Annotated in this window: 19 protein-coding genes; 9 read left to right on the top strand and 10 right to left on the bottom strand. The window is 70.8% G+C overall.

Annotated features, from left to right (window positions below; translation table 11 throughout):
- Nucleotides 1-9 precede the first annotated feature (9 nt).
- Genes kdpA through OKJ99_RS15285 form a run of 3 tightly spaced genes read right to left on the bottom strand, consistent with a single transcriptional unit; the run spans nucleotide 10 to nucleotide 1,945 of the window.
- A complete protein-coding gene (gene kdpA / locus OKJ99_RS15295; protein WP_326016750.1) occupies nucleotides 10-1,674 on the bottom strand; it encodes a potassium-transporting ATPase subunit KdpA in 1,665 nt (554 codons plus the stop codon).
- Between the two features lie 8 nt (nucleotides 1,675-1,682).
- A complete protein-coding gene (kdpF, locus tag OKJ99_RS15290) occupies nucleotides 1,683-1,772 on the bottom strand; it encodes a K(+)-transporting ATPase subunit F (RefSeq protein ID WP_133888732.1) in 90 nt (29 codons plus the stop codon).
- Nucleotides 1,769-1,945, bottom strand: a complete 177-nt coding sequence (locus tag OKJ99_RS15285) for a hypothetical protein (RefSeq protein WP_326016749.1) — start codon at nucleotides 1,943-1,945, stop codon at nucleotides 1,769-1,771. Before OKJ99_RS15285 ends, kdpF begins: the two co-directional genes overlap by 4 nt.
- A gap of 191 nt (nucleotides 1,946-2,136) precedes the next feature.
- On the opposite strand from OKJ99_RS15285, the gene OKJ99_RS15280 reads away from it, so the two are divergent.
- Complete coding sequence (locus OKJ99_RS15280) at nucleotides 2,137-2,322, top strand: DUF5999 family protein (RefSeq protein WP_326016798.1); 186 nt, start codon at nucleotides 2,137-2,139, stop codon at nucleotides 2,320-2,322.
- A gap of 162 nt (nucleotides 2,323-2,484) precedes the next feature.
- Nucleotides 2,485-3,027, top strand: coding sequence for a hypothetical protein (locus OKJ99_RS15275; RefSeq protein ID WP_326016748.1), 543 nt, complete (start codon nucleotides 2,485-2,487; stop codon nucleotides 3,025-3,027).
- A 23-nt stretch (nucleotides 3,028-3,050) separates the two neighbouring features.
- Here OKJ99_RS15275 and crcB (OKJ99_RS15270) read toward each other — a convergent pair whose 3' ends face one another.
- Together crcB (OKJ99_RS15270) and crcB (OKJ99_RS15265) are read right to left on the bottom strand one after the other, a co-directional pair.
- The gene (gene crcB / locus OKJ99_RS15270; RefSeq protein ID WP_326016747.1) at nucleotides 3,051-3,425 is read right to left on the bottom strand and encodes a fluoride efflux transporter CrcB; all 375 of its coding nucleotides are present in this window, start codon (nucleotides 3,423-3,425) and stop codon (nucleotides 3,051-3,053) included.
- A gap of 28 nt (nucleotides 3,426-3,453) precedes the next feature.
- The gene (crcB, locus tag OKJ99_RS15265) at nucleotides 3,454-3,918 is read right to left on the bottom strand and encodes a fluoride efflux transporter CrcB (RefSeq protein WP_326016797.1); all 465 of its coding nucleotides are present in this window, start codon (nucleotides 3,916-3,918) and stop codon (nucleotides 3,454-3,456) included.
- Between the two features lie 337 nt (nucleotides 3,919-4,255).
- Here crcB (OKJ99_RS15265) and OKJ99_RS15260 point away from each other — a divergent pair, with 337 nt between their 5' ends.
- The 3 genes from OKJ99_RS15260 to OKJ99_RS15250 all read left to right on the top strand — a co-directional run bounded on the left by OKJ99_RS15260 (nucleotide 4,256) and on the right by OKJ99_RS15250 (nucleotide 6,067).
- A complete protein-coding gene (locus OKJ99_RS15260) occupies nucleotides 4,256-5,227 on the top strand; it encodes a lysylphosphatidylglycerol synthase transmembrane domain-containing protein (protein ID WP_326016746.1) in 972 nt (323 codons plus the stop codon).
- Between the two features lie 80 nt (nucleotides 5,228-5,307).
- Nucleotides 5,308-5,436, top strand: coding sequence for a hypothetical protein (locus OKJ99_RS15255; RefSeq protein WP_326016745.1), 129 nt, complete (start codon nucleotides 5,308-5,310; stop codon nucleotides 5,434-5,436).
- 247 nt (nucleotides 5,437-5,683) lie between these two features.
- Nucleotides 5,684-6,067, top strand: a complete 384-nt coding sequence (locus tag OKJ99_RS15250) for a VOC family protein (RefSeq protein ID WP_326016744.1) — start codon at nucleotides 5,684-5,686, stop codon at nucleotides 6,065-6,067.
- A 29-nt stretch (nucleotides 6,068-6,096) separates the two neighbouring features.
- Here OKJ99_RS15250 and OKJ99_RS15245 read toward each other — a convergent pair whose 3' ends face one another.
- Nucleotides 6,097-7,470, bottom strand: coding sequence for an NAD-dependent succinate-semialdehyde dehydrogenase (locus OKJ99_RS15245; RefSeq protein ID WP_326016743.1), 1,374 nt, complete (start codon nucleotides 7,468-7,470; stop codon nucleotides 6,097-6,099).
- 143 nt (nucleotides 7,471-7,613) lie between these two features.
- Between OKJ99_RS15245 and boxC the strand changes: the two genes are divergently transcribed.
- Genes boxC through OKJ99_RS15225 form a run of 4 tightly spaced genes read left to right on the top strand, consistent with a single transcriptional unit; the run spans nucleotide 7,614 to nucleotide 13,193 of the window.
- Nucleotides 7,614-9,287, top strand: coding sequence for a 2,3-epoxybenzoyl-CoA dihydrolase (gene boxC, locus OKJ99_RS15240; RefSeq protein ID WP_326016742.1), 1,674 nt, complete (start codon nucleotides 7,614-7,616; stop codon nucleotides 9,285-9,287).
- A gap of 2 nt (nucleotides 9,288-9,289) precedes the next feature.
- The gene (gene boxB, locus OKJ99_RS15235; RefSeq protein WP_326016741.1) at nucleotides 9,290-10,708 is read left to right on the top strand and encodes a benzoyl-CoA 2,3-epoxidase subunit BoxB; all 1,419 of its coding nucleotides are present in this window, start codon (nucleotides 9,290-9,292) and stop codon (nucleotides 10,706-10,708) included.
- Between the two features lie 53 nt (nucleotides 10,709-10,761).
- Nucleotides 10,762-12,336 (top strand): benzoate-CoA ligase family protein, encoded by a 1,575-nt coding sequence (locus tag OKJ99_RS15230; protein ID WP_326016740.1) that lies wholly within the window; start codon nucleotides 10,762-10,764, stop codon nucleotides 12,334-12,336.
- The gene (locus tag OKJ99_RS15225; RefSeq protein ID WP_326016739.1) at nucleotides 12,336-13,193 is read left to right on the top strand and encodes an amidohydrolase family protein; all 858 of its coding nucleotides are present in this window, start codon (nucleotides 12,336-12,338) and stop codon (nucleotides 13,191-13,193) included. The genes OKJ99_RS15230 and OKJ99_RS15225 overlap by 1 nt, the downstream gene beginning before the upstream one ends.
- Before the next feature lies 1 nt (nucleotide 13,194).
- On the opposite strand, the gene OKJ99_RS15220 is transcribed toward OKJ99_RS15225, so the two are convergent.
- The 4 genes from OKJ99_RS15220 to OKJ99_RS15205 form a co-directional block, all read right to left on the bottom strand.
- On the bottom strand, nucleotides 13,195-14,025 hold the full coding sequence (locus OKJ99_RS15220; RefSeq protein WP_326016738.1) for a PaaX family transcriptional regulator: 831 nt from the start codon (nucleotides 14,023-14,025) through the stop codon (nucleotides 13,195-13,197).
- A 106-nt stretch (nucleotides 14,026-14,131) separates the two neighbouring features.
- Nucleotides 14,132-14,395 carry a GlsB/YeaQ/YmgE family stress response membrane protein gene (locus OKJ99_RS15215; RefSeq protein ID WP_326016737.1) on the bottom strand — a complete coding sequence of 88 codons (264 nt, stop codon included), beginning with the start codon at nucleotides 14,393-14,395 and terminating at the stop codon, nucleotides 14,132-14,134.
- A gap of 299 nt (nucleotides 14,396-14,694) precedes the next feature.
- The gene (locus tag OKJ99_RS15210; protein ID WP_326016736.1) at nucleotides 14,695-15,717 is read right to left on the bottom strand and encodes a hemolysin family protein; all 1,023 of its coding nucleotides are present in this window, start codon (nucleotides 15,715-15,717) and stop codon (nucleotides 14,695-14,697) included.
- Nucleotides 15,714-17,066 (bottom strand): hemolysin family protein, encoded by a 1,353-nt coding sequence (locus tag OKJ99_RS15205; protein ID WP_407700701.1) that lies wholly within the window; start codon nucleotides 17,064-17,066, stop codon nucleotides 15,714-15,716. The genes OKJ99_RS15210 and OKJ99_RS15205 overlap by 4 nt, the downstream gene beginning before the upstream one ends.
- Nucleotides 17,067-17,126: the final 60 nt, after the last annotated feature.

The following is a 17,126-nucleotide window of genomic DNA, read 5'->3' as shown; positions in this document are numbered from 1 at the left end:
TACGTACGGTCATGACGCGAGCCCTTCCGCGAGCGGGCCGAGCGCGAGCGCCGGGAAGTACGTCAGGCCGGTGATGATCAGGAGCGTGCCGACCAACAGGCCGGTGAAGAGCGGCTTGTTGGTGCGCAGCGTGCCCGCCGTGGCCGGGATCGCCCGCTGCTCGGCCAGCGAGCCGGCGAGCGCGAGCACGAACACCATCGGCAGGAAGCGGCCGAGCAGCATCGCGAGGCCGATCGTGGTGTTGAACCACTGGGTGTCGGCGGACAGCCCGGCGAAGGCGGAGCCGTTGTTGTTGGCGCCGGACGTGTACGCGTAGAGGATCTCGGAGAAGCCGTGCGCGCCGGGGTTGAGCATGGAGTTCGGCGGGGTCGGCAGGGCCATCGCGCAGGCCGTGAAGATCAGCACGAGGGCCGGGGTGATGAGGATGTAGCAGGCCGCGAACTTGATCTCACGGGTGCCGATCTTCTTGCCGAGGTACTCGGGCGTGCGGCCCACCATGAGGCCGGCGATGAACACCGCGATGATCGCCATGATCAGCATGCCGTAGAGGCCGGATCCGGTGCCGCCGGGCGCGATCTCACCGAGCTGCATGCCGAGCAGGTTGAGTCCGCCGCCGAGGCCGGTGTTGGAGGAGTGGAAGGAGTTCACCGCGCCGGTCGAGGTGAGCGTCGTGGCGACCGAGAAGATCGCCGAGCCGCCGATGCCGAAGCGGGTCTCCTTGCCCTCCATCGCGCCGCCCGCGGCCTGGAAGGCCGGGCCGTGGTGGGCGAACTCGGTCCACATCATCAGGGCGGTGAAGCCGATCCAGATCGTCGCCATCGTGGCGAGGATCGCGTAGCCCTGCTTGACCGAGCCGACCATGGTGCCGAAGGTGCGGGTGAGCGCGAACGGGATCACCAGGATCAGGAAGACCTCGAAGAGGTTCGAGAACGCGGTGGGGTTCTCGAAGGGGTGGGCGGAGTTGGCGTTGAAGTAGCCGCCGCCGTTGGTGCCCAGCTCCTTGATGACCTCCTGGGAGGCCACCGCGCCGCCGTTCCACTGCTGGCTGCCGCCCAGGAACTGGCCGACCGAGTGGATGCCGGAGAAGTTCTGGATGGCACCGCAGGCGACCAGGACGAGGGCGCCGATCACGGAGATCGGAACCAGGATCCGGATGACACCACGCACCAGGTCGGACCAGAAGTTGCCCAGCTCACCGGTGCGGGAGCGGGCGAAGCCGCGTACCAGGGCGACCGCCACGGCGATCCCCACGGCCGCCGAGACGAAGTTCTGCACGGCGAGTCCGGCGGTCTGCACGACGTGGCCCATGGCCTGCTCGCCGTAGTACGACTGCCAGTTGGTGTTGGCGACGAAGGACGCGGCCGTGTTGAAGGCCTGGTCCGGGTCGATCGAGGCGAAGCCGAGCGAACCCGGCAGGCTGCCCTGGATCCGCTGCAACAGGTAGAGAAACAGGACGCTCATGGCCGAGAAGGCGAGGACGCCGCGCAGGTAGGCGGTCCAGCGCATCTCGGTGTCCGGGTTGGCGCCGATGCCCTTGTAGATCCACTTCTCCACGCGCAGGTGCTTGCCGGAGGAGTAGACCCGGGCCATGTAGTCGCCGAGGGGGCGGTACGCCAGTGCCAGCGCCGCTATCAGCGCGAGGAACTGGAGCACTCCGGCGAGTTCGGGGCTCATATCTGTACTCAGAACCTCTCGGGGTGGATGAGGGCGAGGACGAGATAGCCCAGGAGGGCGACGGCCACGACGAGGCCGACGATGTTCTCGGCGGTCACAGCTTGGTCACCCCCTTGGCGACGAGTGCCACCAGCGCGAAGACCGCGATTGTGGTGACGACGAAGGCCACGTCGGCCATCGTGAGCTCCCTGGTTGAAGGTGTTGATTCGGAACTGACACTCAGAGGAAACCCCCGGTCATGGCCGGTTTCGGTCCCGTTGACGGCTCCCATACGCCGCCGTGTGCGCCCTTGACGCGTCTCTTACGCAAGGGGGGGCGGGCGGCGGTCGTGGAACGGTTCCGGGAGTGTCCGGGAGCTGTCACATTCGGCGCCTGGACCTGGTTCGCGGGGGCCGGCGGGCGCATCGTCGACACATGGGGCAGCCCTCCAGGACCGCCCCGCCGGCCGACCAGGAGGTCGCCATGTGTTTCCACCGCCCCACGTGCCCGAACTCCGAGCACGTCGTCGCCGCACACCCGGAGCAGGGCTGGAGCCTGTGCTGCGACGGCACGATCGTCTTCGACGACACCGGTGAGCTGCGGCCCGACGGGGGCGTCGTGGCCCCGCACCGGTCGTACCCGGTGGAGCGGCTGGCCGTCGCGGCCTGAGGCCCGCCCCGGCTCGGCCTCCGGCACGAGCTCGGCGCCCGGGTTCCGTGGACGCGCCGTTGACGACCACGGCGCGCGGCTCGTCAAGAAGGCGTACGGAGAGGCGTTCGGGTCACATCAAGAGTGCGGACGGCGCGGGATCGGCTGCCTAGCGTCGGCGGTATGGCAGACATCGGTATGGCAGACACCTTCAGCGCGGCGGACGCGTCGAGCGCGCGGGACGAACAATGGGCCGGCGAAGCGCGCAGCGCCGTACGGTACGGGGCGGTGCTGTGCGCGCTGCTGCTCGGGATGGACGCCCTGTCGGGCCAACTCGCCCTGTGGCGCGGCGCGTTGTGGCTGGGCCTCGGCGCGCTGCTCACCGTGGTGCTGCTGCCCGTCCGGGTCACCGCCACGACGGACCGGCTCATCGCGCGCGGGCTGTGGCGCGAGCACACAGTGCGCACGGACCTGCTGGTGTCGGTGCGGTGTGTGGACGGCGTCGCCCAGCGGCTGGTGCTGCGCGACCGGTTGGGCGGCAGGGTCGAGATCGACCCGCGGGTCCTCGTCGCCAATCCCCCGCTGTGGCACCTCCTCGACGACGCCGCCCGCCAGTCGGAGCGGCGCGGCCTCCTGCTGTGCGGCACGACCGCGCTGCGCAGGCTGGGGCGGCGAGTGGACGGGGAGCTGGCGCAATCGGTGTTCCGGGTGTCCGGGCTGCGCTGAGAGCCACCTTTCGCCCCACGCCCTCACGGCCAGACGGCCGCCGCGAGCGCCGCGCCCGTGAAGGCGGCGCCGAGCCCCGCCACGACGCTGCCGACGACGTTGGCCGCGGCGTAGAAGCGCGCCCCGCTCTCGGCCAGGCGCAGGGTCTCGTACGAGAACGTGGAGTACGTCGTCAACGCCCCGCACAGTCCGGTGCCGATGAGCAACTGCACCTGGGAGGAGGCGCCGCCGGCCGCGACGGCGCCGGTCACCAGGCCGAGGATCAGGGAGCCCGTCACATTGACGGCGAACGTGCCCCAGGGGAACACCGTGTCGTGCCTCGACTGGACGGTGCGGTCGGTGAGATAGCGCAGCGGGGCGCCGACCATCGCGCCCACGATCACCAACAGCCAGTTCACGCGTCTCCCCCGTCCGGGTTGCCGGTTGTCACTGATGTCTCCCTCGGACGGCGCGGCGGGTCAGATGCGCCGCGGTCCACACCGATGCGAGCGCCACGCACGCCGTCAGGGCCAGGTAGCCGAGGGCGGTGCGCGGGTGGCCTTCCTCGATCAGGTTCCGGATGTCCACGGCGTACGTGGAGAAGGTCGTGAAGCCGCCGAGGACGCCCGTGCCGAAGAACGGCCGGACGAGGCGGTGGGCCGCCCACATGTCGCTGATGACGACCATGAAGACGCCGATGACGGCGCAGCCGATCGCGTTGACGACGAGCGTCGTCCAGGGGAAGGCACCGGTCGCGGTGGGCCACAGCAGACCCGCGCCGTAGCGGGCGCTCGCGCCGATCGCGCCGCCGAGCGAGACCACGGCGACGACGGGTCCCTGCCCCCGCCATGCGGCCTTGCGCGGGACGGGCACATGCAGGTCCACGTCCGGATCGACGGGTTCGTTCAGCATCGGGGTGCGGGCCTCTCCCACGTACGTCTCCTACTCGCCGGGCACACGTTACGTGTGTGCGTCGTCGCAAGTAGGGACCGTTGGCGGCGACCGTGCCGCGGTTGGAGGACGGCGGGCCCCACCGCCGCGCGGTGATCGTGACCACCGCCGCGGAAATGCTACCTCGCGCCGCGCCGGGCCCACCGCCCGGCACCGGGCCCGCACCGTTTCAAAGATTGACGGGCGCACGACACTACGGCGCCGCCAAAAGCGGGCATCACCGTAGTGGTCCCATACCGCCCCCTACCACTCCTTCCCCTGCCCTGCGCTGTGCGCGCCCTGAAAGGACGGCTCAAGCGTGGCCACTCCCCCTCCCCCTGTCCTGCGACCTGCCCCGAGACGCCGACTCCCCGTACGGAAATGGCTCGCGCTCGTTCCACTCGTCCTGGTCGCCGGGTGGGTGGCCTGGAACTGGCCCGTGTTCGCCTCGGGGCTCGCGCAGCTGCGCGGCGCGGATCCCGGCTGGCTGCTGGCCGCCGCCGTGGTCACGGTGGCGTGCTGGGTGCCGGTGTGTCTGCTGCGGCAGGGCGCGGTGCTCGAACCGCTGCCCGCGGGGCGGCTGTTCGCCTCGCAGGTCGCCGCGGGTTCCGCCAACCACCTGCTGCCCGCGGGGCTCGGCGCGCACGTGGTGACGCTGCGGTTCATGCGCTCGTGCGGGATATCGGCGACCCGCGCCTGCGCCGCGCTCGCGCTGTACTCGCTGGCGCAACCCATCGGCCGGTACGCCCTGTTGATCGCGCTGATGGCGGCCTCACCGGACGCGCTGCCGCTGGGCGGGCTGATGCCGGCCGAGCGGGGTGGCCTCGCGGTGCTCCTGCTCGTCGCGGTGGTCGCCGTCGCGGCGGGGGTGCTGTGGTGGGTGCGGCCGCTGCGCGGGGCCGTCCGGGACTTCCTGGCCACCGCGCTGACCGACGTGCGGGCCCTGCACGCCCGGCCCGCCCGCGCGCTGGCCCTGTGGTGCGGGGCGGTGGGCTTTCCCGCGTTGCAGGCCACCGTCATGGTCGCGGTGGCGCGTTCCTTGCAGGTGCCGGTGCCGTCGCTGGACATCGCCCTCGCGTATCTGGCGGCCTCGGCGGTGGCTGGGGTGGTGCCGACGCCGGGCGGGATCGGGTCCGTCGAGGCGGCCCTGGTGTTCGCGCTCGTGGGCGCGGGGTCACCGGTCGTCGAGGCGACCGGCGCGGTCGTGGGCTTCCGCCTGCTCACGGTCTGGGGGCCGCTGCTGCCCGGCGCGCTGGTGCTGGCCGCACTGGTGCGCCGCAAGGTGATCTGACGGCCGCCCGAGCAAGGGGGCCACTTGGTACATTCGCGACGTGGAACCCCATATGCCGCACACGAGGAGGCGTGGTGCCCATGACGCCGCTCGCCCTGTTCCTGCCCGGCCTCGACGCGGTCCCGCGCTGGCTTCAGATCACGGCGGCCGTGGTGGTCCTCGGCCTCATGGCCACGCGGGTGTGGCTGTTCTTCCGCCGCCGGAAATAGCGTTGCCCCCTGTCGATGGCCCGCATTAAGGTCACCGACGTGACTACCGGGTCGGCCATGGGCCATGCACGAGTGAGGCTCCCGGCCCCGGCGTGAGCCCGGGGCGGGCGAGAGGCCCGCCGTTCTCCTCCGCGTCCTTCCCCGGCGCCCGTGCGCGGCGCCGCATTCCAGCGGATCCCACGTGGCGGATTCGAAGAAGTAGCGGATTCGAAGAAGCGGATCCCGAGACCGGAGACACACACCACTGATGCATGTTCAGCTGAACCACACCGCCGTCTACGCGAGCGACCGGCATCTGTCGGCCGAGTTCATCGCCGCGATCCTCGGCCTGAAGGTGGGCGCCCCGTTCGGGCCTTTCCTTCCCGTCGATCTCGGCAACGGCGTGACGCTCGACTACTACGAGAAGCGGGACGAGCCGATCCAGGCGCAGCACTACGCCTTCCTCGTGCCCGACGAGGAGTTCGACGCCATGATCGACCGTCTGGAGGCGGTCGGGGTGACGTACTACGCCGACCCCGGACACACCGAGCCCGGCCGGGTCAACGACCTGTTCGGTGGCCGCGGGGCCTACTTCGACGATCCGGACGGCCACAACATGGAGATCATGACCCGGCCGTACGCCCGCCCCTGACGCGCAGGGGCGGGCCGGCCGACGCGTGATCAGCCCTGGACGCGGATCAGCTTCTTGTTCGCGAACTCCGCCATGCCGTACTTGCCCAGCTCACGGCCGATGCCCGAGCGCTTGACGCCGCCGAAGGGCAGGTCGGCCTGGGTGCCCGCGAAGCCGTTGATCCACACCATGCCGGTGTCGAGCTGGTCGGCGACCCGCTTGGCGCGCTCGACGTCGCCGCTCCACACCGCGCCGCCGAGACCGTACGGCGAGCTGTTGGCCAGCTCGACGGCCGCGTCCTCGTCGGCCACCGGGTAGACGACGGCGACGGGGCCGAACAGCTCCTCGGTGTAGGCGCGCATCTCGGGCGTGATGCCGGTCAGCACGGTCGGCTGGACGTACGCGCCCGGGCCCTCGCCGCGGCTGCCGCCGGTGTGCAGCGTGGCGCCCTTGTCGACGGCGTCCTTGATCTGTTCGAGCAGCTGGTCGGCGGCCGCCCGCGAGGACAGCGGGCCGAACTTGGTGTCCGGCTCCAACGGGTCGCCGGCCTGCACCGCCCCGACGTTCGCGGTCAGTTCGCGCACGAAGTCCTCGTAGAGGCCCTCCTGGACGAGGAAGCGCTTCGGCGAGTTGCAGGCCTGCCCCGCGTTGCCGAGCCGGCCGCCCGCCGCCTTGCGGGCCGTCTTCGCGACGTCGTCGGTGTCCAGGAGGATGAAGGCGTCGGAGCCGCCCAGCTCAAGGACGCACTTCTTCAGGTTGCGGCCCGCGATCTCGGCGACGGCCGAACCGGCCCGCTCGCTGCCGGTCAGCGAGACACCCTGGTTGCGCGGGTCGCCGATGATGTCGGCGACCTGGTCGTTGGTGGCGAAGACATTGATGTACGCGCCGGTGGGCAGGCCGGCGTCCGCGAAGATCTGCTCCATCGCGAGGGCCGCCTGCGGACAGCTGGGGGCGTGCTTGAGCAGGATGGTGTTGCCGAGCATCAGGTTCGGCGCGGCGAACCGGGCCACCTGGTAGTACGGGTAGTTCCACGGCATGATCCCGAGCAGCGAGCCGAGCGGGGCGGTGCGCACGGTGGCGGTGCCACCGCCACTGACCGAGAGCTCCTCGTCGGCGAGGAAGCCGGGGCCCTGGGTGGCGTAGTACTCGTAGATGCTGGTGACGATGTCGACCTCGCCCATGGCCTGGGCGAGCGGCTTGCCCATCTCCAGGCTGATGATGCGGGCGAGGTCGTCCTTGCGCTCCTGGTAGATCTCGCCGACCCGGCGCAGCACCGCGGAGCGGTCCCCGACGGGCGAGGTGCGCCAACTCTGGTATGCGGCATGGGAGTCGGACAGTGCCGTCTCGATCTGCTTCGCGGTCGCCTCGGGGAATTCCTTGAGGGTCTCGCCGGTCGCGGGGTTCACCGTTTTGTAGGCCGTCATGCTCGCGACCATACCTTTTGCCTCCCGCCGCCCGTCCAGACCCTGCCCACCCCCAGGAAACGTGCTACGAGATATTGACGCTCCTACAGGCCAGCGTGGAGTGTTGTGGCATCCGAGGACTCACCGAGGACAAGGGGACCGCCATGCGCGTCGAGTTCCGGACCGCCCCGACGCACTACCGCCACTGGTCGCTGAAGGTCGACGAGGCCGTCGCCACCCTCACCATGGACGTGGCGGAACAGGGCGGCCTCGCTCCCGGCTACGAACTCAAGCTCAACTCCTACGACCTCGGCGTCGACATCGAGCTCTACGACGCCGTGCAGCGGCTGCGCTTCGAACACCCCGAGGTACGTGCGGTGGTGGTGACGAGCGGCAAGGAGAAGGTGTTCTGCGCGGGGGCGAACATCCGGATGCTGGCCGGATCGAGTCACGCGTGGAAGGTGAACTTCTGCAAGTTCACGAACGAGACGCGCGGCGCCATCGAGGACGCCTCCGCGCACTCCGGCCAGACCTACCTCGCCGCCCTCAACGGCACGGCGTCCGGCGGCGGTTACGAGCTGGCGCTGGCCTGCGAGCGGATCCTGCTCGTCGACGACCGCTCCTCGGCGGTGTCCCTGCCCGAGCTGCCGCTGCTCGGTGTCCTGCCGGGCACCGGCGGACTGACCCGGCTCGTCGACAAGCGGCACGTGCGCCGCGACCGCGCCGACTACTTCGCCACGAAGCCGGAGGGCGTGGGCGGCAGGCGGGCCGCGCAGTGGCACCTGGTCGACGAGGCCGTGCCGCGCAGGGAGTGGGAGCACACCGTCGCCACCCGCGCGGCCGAGGCCGCCGCCCGCTCCGACCGCCCGGCGGGCGACCCCCGGGGCATCCGCCTCACCCCGCTGGAGAAGACCCGGACCGAGGACGACACCGAGGACCGGATCGCGTACCGGTACGTGCACGCGACCCTCGACCGCGCCCGCCGCACCGTGGAGATCACGCTCGAAGGACCGCAGGAGGACGCCCCGGCCGACCTCGCCGCCCTGCACCGGCAGGGCGACGCGAGCTGGCCGCTCGCCCTGGCCCGCGAGCTCGACGACCTCGTCCTCGATCTGCGCACGAACGAACCGGAGTTGGGCACCTGGGTCGTACGAAGCCGGGGCGACGCCACCCGCGTCCTCGACCACGACGCCCTGCTGCTCGCCCACCGCGACGACTGGCTCGCCCGCGAGATCACGCTCTACCTCAAGCGCACGCTGAAGCGCCTGGACCTGAGCAGCCGCAGCCTCATCGCCCTGATCGAGCCCGGCAGTTGCTTCGCCGGGACGCTCCTGGAGACCGTGCTCGCGGCCGACCGGTCCTTCCAACTGGCCGGTGTCTTCGAGGAGATCGCCCCGGACGCCGAACCGGCCGCGCTCGTCGTCGGCCCGATGAACCTCGGCCCGCTCCCCATGAGCAACGGGCTGAGCCGCCTTCAGACCCGGTTCTTCGGCGACGAGGAGTCACTCGCGGCCGTCCGCGCCGCCGAGGGCCGGCCACTCGACGCCGAGGCGGCCGAGCGGCTCGGCCTTGTCACCTTCGCCCCCGACGACATCGACTGGGACGAGGAGGTGCGGATCTCGCTGGAGGAGCGGGCCGGGTTCAGTCCGGACGCCCTCACAGGACTTGAGGCGAATCTGCGGTTCGCGGGCCCCGAGACACTGGAGACCAAGATCTTCGGACGGCTCACCGCCTGGCAGAACTGGATCTTCAACCGGCCCAACGCCTCGGGACCCGAAGGGGCCCTGCGCAGGTACGGCACCGGACAGCGCGCCGAATTCGACCGGAAGCGGGTGTGACGATGGCGCTCACCGCCGACTACACGGACAAGATCCCCAACAATGTAGCTCTGCACGAGGACCGCAGGCTCCAGCGGGCCCTGGAGTCCTGGCAGCCCAACTTCCTCACCTGGTGGGACTCCATGGGCCCCACCCTGCCCACCGAAGACGTGTACCTGCGCACCGCCGTCGACGTCGGGCGCGACGGCTGGGCGCGGTTCGGGCACGTCGCCATGCGCGACTACCGCTGGGGTGTCTTCCTCGCCGAGCCGAAGCCCGACCGCCGCATCGCCTTCGGCGCGCACCGCGGCGAGCCCGCCTGGCAGCAGGTGCCCGGCGAGTACCGGGCCGATCTGCAACGCCTCATCGTCATCCAGGGAGACACCGAACCGGCCAGCGTCGAGCAGCAGCGCAACCTGGGTGCCACCGCGCCCAGCCTCTACGACCTGCGCAATCTCTTCCAGGTGAACGTGGAGGAGGGCAGGCACCTGTGGGCGATGGTGTATCTGCTGCACGCCTACTTCGGCCGGGAGGGGCGCGAGGAGGCCGAGGAGCTGCTGCACCGCAACTCCGGCAGCGACGAATCGCCGCGCATCCTGGGCGCGTTCAACGAGGAGACCCCCGACTGGCTGTCCTTCTTCATGTTCACGTACTTCACCGACCGCGACGGCAAGTACCAGTTGGGCACGCTCAAGGAGTCGGCCTTCGACCCGCTGTCGCGCACAGCCGAGTTCATGCTGAAGGAAGAGGCGCACCACATGTTCGTCGGCACCACCGGCATCGACCGGGTGGTGCTGCGCACGGCCGAGTTGATGCGTGAGCACGACACCGACGACGTGACCGCCCGCGGCGGCATCCCGCTCGACGTGATCCAGAAGTACATCAACTTCCACTACTCGGTCTCCCTCGACCTGTTCGGCTCGGAGACGTCGACGAACGTCGCCAACTACTACACCTCGGGCCTCAAGGGCCGCTGGGGCGAGGAGCGCCGCAAGGACGACCACACCCTGACCGACGACTCCTTCCTGGTCGACGCGCTGGTCGAGGGCGCGATCGGGCAGCGGGAGGTCGCGGCGCTCGTGGGCCTCAACACCGATCTGCGCCGCGAGTACATCCGCGACTGCCACACAGGGCTCGGCCGCTGGAACCGCCTCCTGGAGGAAGCCGGTATCGAGCGCAGGCTGTATCTGCCGCACATCGCGTTCAACCGGCAGGTCGGCGCCTTCGCCGCGGTCGAGACGGCACCCGACGGCACGGTCCTCACCGCCGACGCGTGGGAGGACTCCAAGGGTGCCTGGCTGCCGACCGAGGTGGACAAGACGTACATCCGCTCGCTGATGCGGCCCGTGCACGAGCCCGGCCGGATCGCCTCCTGGATCGCCCCGCCGCGGCAGGGCATCAACGGCAAGCCGTTCGAGTACGAGTACGTGCACCTCGTCTGAAGACGTCCGAAGCCGCCTCAAGCCGCCTCAAGCCGATGACCGGGGAGTCGACGATGAGCGAACCCTTCAACGCGTGCCGCTATCTGCTCGACCGCCGGCTCGACCACGGGGACGGCGCCCGCCTCGCCCTGACAGGACCCTCGGGCGATCTCACCTACGCCGAACTGCACGACCGGGTGTGCCGCACGGCGAACGGCCTGCGTGCGATCGGCCTGCGGCCCGAGCAGCGCGTGATGCTGTTCATGGCCGACTCCCCCGACTTCGTCACCGTCTTCCTGGCCGCGCTGCGGGTCGGTGCGATACCGGTGCCGGTGTCGACGATGCTGCACGCGGGCGATCTCGCCGAGCTGCTGCGTGACGCGCGGGCGGCGTTCCTCGCCGTCAGTTCCTCGTACGCGGCGGTGGCCGACAAGGCGGTGCCGGACGCCCCGGAGCTGCGCGGGCTGCTCGCCGGGGCCGATGTCACGTTCACGGGCACCCTCCCGGTGCACCGGCTGCGGGAGTTGGCCGAGGCGGACCCGGACACCGACGTGTACGCCACCACGGCCGACTCCCCCGGCTTCTGGCTCTACACCTCCGGCACCACGGGCTCGCCCAAGGCCGCGATGCACCGGCACGGCGCCGTCGCCGAGGTCTGCGAGACGTACGCGACCCGGGTCCTCGGCATTCACCCCGGCGACCGGTGTCTGTCGGCGGCCAAGGCGTTCTTCGCGTACGGGCTCGGCAACTCGGTGCTGTTCCCGCTCGCGGTGGGGGCGACGGCCGTGCTCGAACCGGAGCCCTCGCGCCCGGAGTTGCTGGCCGGGCGGGCCCGGGAGTCCGGCGCGACGCTGTTCTTCGCAGGGCCGACGTTCTTCGCCAACATGCTCCGCGCCGACCTGCCCGGCGACACGCTCGCCGGTGTCAGACTCGCGGCCTCCGCGGGCGAGCCGCTGCCCGCCGCGCTTCAGCGCCGCTGGAGCGAGCGGTTCGGCGTCGACATCATCGACGGCATCGGGATGACCGAGACGCTGCACATCTTCCTGTCGAACGCGCCGGGGGCGATCCGCCCGGGCACGACGGGCCGCCCGGTGCCCGGCTACGAACTGCGCGTCCTCGACGAGGAGGACCGCGAGGCACCGGCCGGCACACCGGGCACCCTGCACGTCCGCGGCCGCTCCGTCGCCACCGGCTACTGGTCCCGCTACGACGAGTCCCGCCAGGTGTTCCGTGGCGAGTGGCTGCGCACCGGAGACACCTACGTACGGGACGAGGACGGGTACTTCACATGTCTGGGCCGTACCGGAGACATGCTCAAGGCCGGTGGCATCTGGGTGTCCCCCGCCGAGGTCGAGGCGCGGCTGCTCGAACACCCCGCCGTCGCCCAGGCCGCGGTCGTCGCGGCGACGGACACGGACGGCCTGGAGAAGCCGGTCGCGTACGTCGTCACGTCACCGGGGCAGCACGTCGGCGCAGGCGAGCTCATCGCGTACTGCCGCACCGGGCTGCCCGCTTTCAAGCGGCCCCGGCACGTGCTGTTCACCGAGGCGCTGCCGACGACCGCCACCGGCAAGATCCGCCGCGTGGAGCTACGGGCCCGCGCGGCCGACGATGTGACCGCTTCCCGAGACCTGCACGAGGAGACCTGATGCTGGACGGCCACCCGCTGATCGACGTCCATCTCCACCCGGCGCGCCTGTCCACGCTGAAACCGACGTACGAGGAGTGGACCCAGGGAGTCGCCGACCACGATCTCCTCGCCCGCATCTACGACGACGACACGGTGGACCCCGAGGCGTTCCACCGCCATCTCGTCTCCGAGGGCGTCGACATCGCGCTGCTGCTGTCGGAGTACAGCCCGCGGGCGACGGGCATCCAGCCGATCGAGGACCTGCTGCCGATCACGTCCTACGACCCGTCAAGGGCCAAGCCGATCGCCAACATCAATCCGCATCTGCACTACCCCATCGAGGAGGAGCTCCAGCGGCAGCTCGACCTGGGCGCGGTCGCCTGCAAGCTGCACCCCGTGCACGCGGGGGTCGCCGCCAACGACCGGCGCCTCTACCCCGCGTACGAGCTCTGCCAGTCGGCCGGCATCCCGCTCGTCGTGCACTGCGGCACGAGCACGTTTCCCGGCGCCCTCAACAAGTACGCCGATCCGCTGTTCCTGGACGACGTGCTGCGCGACTTCCGCCGCCTGGACGTGGCGCTCGCGCACGGCGGGCGCGGCTGGTGGTATGACGCGGCGGCCTTCATGGCGCTGTCCAACGAACACGTGTGGATCGAGCTCTCCGGCCTCCCGCCGTCCCGTCTGCGCACGTACTACAGCAAGCACGACTGGTCCCGTCTCACCCGTCGCATGATCTTCGGCACCGACTGGCCGGGCGTCCCGGGCATCGCGAGGAACGCCCGCGCGGTCGCGGCCCTGTGCCCGGACGAGACGACCACGGGCCTGGTCCTGGCGGGGAACGCGGCGCAGGTGTACCGGCTCAAATTGGAGGAGTGACTCACAGGGGAGGAGTGAGCGGCGAGGCGGTCAGCCGGTCCCACTCCTCCTGCGCGGCCCCGTGCCACCGCTCGTGCAGCTCGGTGAAGAGGTTGGCGGCGCGCACGCCGATCCAGTGCGGAGGCAGCAGCTCCAGGGGCAGTTGCGGGTCGAGGGCCGGGAAGCGGCGCCATGCGTCGACGAGGCGGACCTGTGCGAGGAGGGTGTTCGCACCGGGTTCGGCGCGCATGCCGGCGAAGGAGCGGACGAACTCCGCGTACTCCGTGGCCAGGTCGCCGAGCCGCCACGCCTGTTCCACCATGTCCCGTTCGGAGCCGATCCCCGCGAAGGGCCCGCAGAACGAGGACACCTCGGGGCCGAGGCCCAGCTCCTCCACCACCTGCTTGGCCTCCGCCTCGCGTGCGGTGTGCGGGCCCACCCAGAGGCCGGGGGCGGGGCTGCCGAGGCCCACCCAGGTCAGCCGGGTGCGCAGCCGGTGGCGCAGTTCGCGCTTCGTCTCCGGGACGCTGACGAGCAGCACCAGCCAGCGGCCGTCCCAGCTCGCCCGCTCCTGCCCGAAGGAGTAGATGCGCTCCGCGCCCTCGCTCAGCAGCGTCCTGCCGTGTTCGGTCAGTGCCCAGCGCACCCGCCGCCCGGACCGCTCGGCGGTGAGGATGCCGCTCGCGGACAGCCGGTTCAGCGCCTGGCGGGCCGCCTTCTCCTCGACGCCGAGGCCGTCCATCACGCGCAACAGCGCCGAGGTCCAGACGGGGGCGTCCCGTGGCAGCACGTACTCACCGAGCACGGTGAGCAGGAGGGAGCGCGCGCTCCCCGATCCGGTCGGCCTGGTCAATCCGGGCTCCTCCACTGGGCGTTGTGCCAGGGTAGCCGAATCCCGCTACATGCCGACGGCGTAGCGCCACACTTTCGTAGAGCGTCGCGGGGCGCGGAGTCCGGCGTCAGCGCCGCCCCTTGAGCCTCTCCACTCCCGCCACGCCGACGGCGGCGAGGCCGATCTGCATGGCGAGTTCGATCCAGTCGATGCCGTCGGTCTCGGCGACGTCGAAGGCGCCCGCGAGAGCGGTTCCGACGAGTGCCGCGGCGATGCCGACCAGCAACGTCCACAGGATGCCGATGCGTTGGCGGCCCGGTATCGCCAGTCGCCCCAGTACGCCGATCACGATGCCGATGACGATTGCGGTGAAGATGCCGGAGATCTCCATGCCTGTCTGCCTCCCCTTGATCCGACACTTCGACGTTTCGACACAGCTGTCGAATGTCGATTTACGTGTTCCCCGACAGGGGGGACGCAGTCCCGCAGGCGACGGTTGAGCGCTAGGGCCCTTCTGACGGATCAGGCTGGATGCGGGTGGCCGCGAATGTTCGGTGCCGACAAGCGGGGTCTGGTGCGTGCAGCTGCAAGGCGGAGGAGGGCGTCAACGCGGAGCGTTGGCAACCGACGACAACGCAGCAGATGCGCGTGCCAGGGCCCACGACTCCGGCAAGATCCGTCAGAAGGGCCCTAAGCGGCCGCCTGTGGGTGGGTGAGACGGGCCAGCAGGTCGTCGAGGGCGACGAGGCCGGTGAGTCGGCCGGTGTCGTCGCGGACGACGGCGAGCGAGGCCCGGCGGTGGCGGAGTTGCTCGATGGCCTGGCCGACCGTGTCGGATGCCAGCAACTCCGGTACTGGGCGAGCCAGTTCGCCCGCAGTGGTGGCGCGCCCCCGGCTGCGGGCGATCAGCGCGTCGCGGGCGTGCACGGAGCCGACGATCCGGTCCCCCGCGCGGACGAGGAGGCGGCTGCGGTCGCGCGCCGCCGCCGTGGCGAGGATCGTGTCGAGGTCCGCGTCCGCCGGGACGGAGGTGATCCGCGCGGCGGGGGTCTGGAGGCCGCCGACGGGGGTGAGCGGTTCGACCAGCGAGCTGGTGATCAGCTCCGAGTCGTCCTTGCTGATCAGGCCGAGCCGCTCGGACTCCACGACGAGGTGCGTGAGCTGCTCCCGGTTGTGGACCTCGGCGAGTTCGTCGCGCGGGGTGACCCGGCACATCCGTACCAGCGCGTTGCTCACCTTGTTGAGGACCCAGATCAGCGGGCGGACCACCTTGACCACGGCGCGGAACGGCGGAGCCAGCAGCATCGCCGAGCGTTCGGGGTGGGCGATCGCCCAGGACTTGGGCGCCATCTCGCCGACGACCATGTGCAGGAACACGACGACGATCATCGCGAAGGCGAAGGAGACGCCGTAGCTGAGGCCGCTGGGCAGGCCCCAGCTGTGCAGCAGCGGGTCCAGCTCGTGGGAGATGGCGGGCTTGGAGATCGAGCCGAGGCCCAGCGTGCAGATGGTGATGCCGAGTTGGGCGCCCGCGAGCATCAACGACAGCTCACGCATGCCGGCGAGCGCCGCCTTGGCGCCGCGGGCGCCGGACGCGACCGCCTGCTCCATGCGATGCCGTTTGGCCGCGACGAGCGCGAACTCGGCGGCGACGAAGAATCCGCTGCCGATCAGCAGCAGGACCGTGATGAAGAGGGCCATGGGGAAGCTCATGAGCGCGGCTCCTCCTCGGTGTCGGCGGGGGCGGATGCGCGGGACAGGTGGACGAGTTCGGGTACGTGGCGGTCGAGGGTGCGGACGTCGATGACGGCGTGCTCACCGTCGCCCGCCAGGTCGACCGTGACCCGGTCGCCGATCGCCGGGAAGCGGCCGAGGCGGTCCACGATCAGTCCTGCCACGGTGTCGTAGCCCTCCTCCTCGGGCAGCTCGACGCCGGTGGCCTCGGCAACCTCGTCGATGCGGCGGCCGGCGTCGATCACCCAGCCCGTGCCGTCCGGGTCATGGACCGCCAGCTGCGTCTCGCGGTCGGTCTCGTCCGCGATGTCACCGACCAGTTCCTCGGCGATGTCCTCGTACGTGACGACACCGGCCACGCCGCCGTGTTCGTCGAGGACGACCGCGAACTCGTCGTCGGCCTCCCGCATCCGGTCGACGGCGGCGGGGAGCTGGAGCCGGTCCGGCAGCAGCAGGGGGTGGCGGGCCAGGGTCCCGGCCGGGGTGCTCGCGTACGCGGACTGCTGGAGCCGCATCAGTTCGCGCACGCCGAGGACGCCCGTGACGTCGTCGGGGTGGTCGCCCATGACCGGGTAGTTGGAGTGGCCGTGCTTGGCGATCAGCTCGATCGCGTCGGCCGCCGTGGCCTCCTTGCGGACGAAGATCGCGTCGGCGCGCGGCACCATCACCTGGTCCAGGGTCCGCTCGTTGAACTCCAGGGCGTGGTCGAGGAGCGTGGCGGTCTCGCGGGGCAGCTCGCCCTGCTGGTGGGACTCGCCGATGAGATGGCTGAGTTCCTCCAGGGTGGCGCCGTGGTGCAGTTCCTCGACGGGCTCGATGCCGACCTTGCGCAGCAGCTTGTTCGCCGCGCTGTCGAAGAGGTGCACGAGGGGGCCGACGACCTTCAGGTAGCCGACCGTGGACCCTGCGAGCGACTTGGCGAGGCGTTCGGGGACGGCGAGGGCGAGGTTCTTCGGGGCCAGCTCGCCCAGCACCATCTGGACGACCGTGGCCAGGACGAACGCCAGGACGACCGAGATGCCGGTCACCGCGGCGTCCGGGATGCCGATGCCGTCCAGGACCGGGCGCAGCAGGGTCGAGACGGACGGTTCGGCGAGGAAGCCGACGACAAGGCCTGTGACCGTGATGCCGAGCTGGGCACCGGACAGCATGAAGGACAGCCGCTCGAGGACCGTGAGGGCCTTGGCCGCTCTCTTGTCGCCCGCCTCGGCGTCGCGGGCGAGCGCGAGCCGGTCCGCCGCGACATACGCGAATTCCTGGGCCACGAAGTAACCGGTCCCCGCGGTCAGCACGAGGACCGCGAGGAGGCCGAGCACGGCACTCAGCATGTGCCACCACCTCGCCGCGTGCCGTGCTCATCGATCAAGGGGCGGGGTGGTCGGGGACTG

Origin of the sequence: Streptomyces endophyticus, from assembly GCF_035798155.1 — a bacterium.
Taxonomy (GTDB): Bacteria; Actinomycetota; Actinomycetes; order Streptomycetales; family Streptomycetaceae; genus Streptomyces; species Streptomyces endophyticus.
Note: the sequence above shows the minus strand (reverse complement) of the source record. Positions and strands in the feature narration are given on the sequence as shown.